This is a genomic window from Microbacterium sp. Bi128 (assembly GCF_918698205.1).
In genome coordinates, this window is the sequence record NZ_CAKKMM010001621.1 from 1 (window position 1) to 1,079 (window position 1,079).

At 65.7% G+C, this 1,079-nt stretch carries 3 protein-coding genes; all 3 read left to right on the forward strand.

Going from position 1 to position 1,079, the window contains the following annotated elements:
• Positions 1–64: 64 nt before the first annotated feature.
• Complete coding sequence (locus tag LQV45_RS35010) at positions 65–424, forward strand: metal-sensitive transcriptional regulator (protein ID WP_230012592.1); 360 nt, start codon at positions 65–67, stop codon at positions 422–424.
• A gap of 67 nt (positions 425–491) precedes the next feature.
• Positions 492–722, forward strand: a complete 231-nt coding sequence (locus LQV45_RS35015; protein WP_230012595.1) for a heavy-metal-associated domain-containing protein — start codon at positions 492–494, stop codon at positions 720–722.
• Positions 723–839: 117 nt separating this feature from the next.
• Positions 840–1,079: heavy metal-associated domain-containing protein (locus LQV45_RS35020; protein WP_290370425.1), on the forward strand; the 240-nt coding region annotated here is incomplete at its 3' end.

Below are 1,079 nucleotides of genomic sequence, written 5' to 3' on the forward strand. Positions count from 1 at the left end.
CCACATGCTGCGCCGGCCGGGCCGCGGGCTTGAAACATACCCCTAGGGGGTATATGTTGAGGGCATGAGCGAGTCAGAAGTCCCCGGCACGGCACGTCTGGACACTGTTCCCCTTGACGCCCCGCCCCATGAACACGGCTACACGTCCAACAAGGACGCCTACCTTCGCCGTCTCAAGCGGATTGAAGGGCAGGTCCGCGGCATCGCCCGGATGGTTGACGAGGACAAATACTGCATCGACATCCTCACCCAGGTCGCCGCCGTCACCAAGGCCCTGCATGCCGTGAGCCTCGGGCTCGTCGAAGAGCACATCGGCCACTGCGTTGTCGGCGCCGCCGCCGAGCCGGACCCGGAGCTTCGGGCGGAGGCCATCGATGTCAAAGTCAAGGAGGCCACCGATGCCATCGGACGCCTGCTCCGCTAGTACCCGTACCACCCACCACACCACCGGGCCGGGGAACCATACCCGGCTCAGCGACAAGGAGCACCCCATGGCCCCCGTTTCCACCACCGTCAACGTTTCCGGCATGACCTGCGGCCACTGCGTGTCCTCTGTCAGCGAAGAACTTGAGGCGCTCTCCGGCGTCGAAAAGATCGACGTCGACCTCAACGCCGGCGGCATCTCCACCATCACGATCACCTCCAACGAAGCACTGTCCTCCTCCGAAATCGGCGAGGCAATCGCCGAAGCCGGCTACCTCGTGGTCGCCAGCGAAGCCTGAGTGACAACAGCGCCGTCGGGCGCAGACACCGGACCGGCAACCGCCGTCGGGAGCAGACACCGTACCGGCAGAAAACCAATCGAGCCAGAAAAGAAGGGCGCCGTGAGCAGCGAGCAGTTGTTGGACCAGCAGTTGTTGGACCGGGCCGGGAGCCGTGTCATTGACCTCGATATCGAGGGCATGACGTGCGCCTCCTGCGTCAACCGGGTCGAGCGCAGGCTCGGAAAGCTCGACGGCGTCGAGGCCAGCGTCAACTTGCCCCTCGAGTCCGCCCGGGTCAGCGTCCCGGCGGACATCACCGACGACCAGATCACCGCCACCGTCGCGGCCGCGGGCTACAGGGCCACGGTCCGGTCC

Coding starts and splice junctions, on each gene's coding strand:
- LQV45_RS35015 (WP_230012595.1), top strand. CDS start 492: ATGGCCCCCGTTTCCACCACCGTCAACGTTTCCGGCATGACCTGCGGC.
- LQV45_RS35010 (WP_230012592.1), top strand. CDS start 65: ATGAGCGAGTCAGAAGTCCCCGGCACGGCACGTCTGGACACTGTTCCC.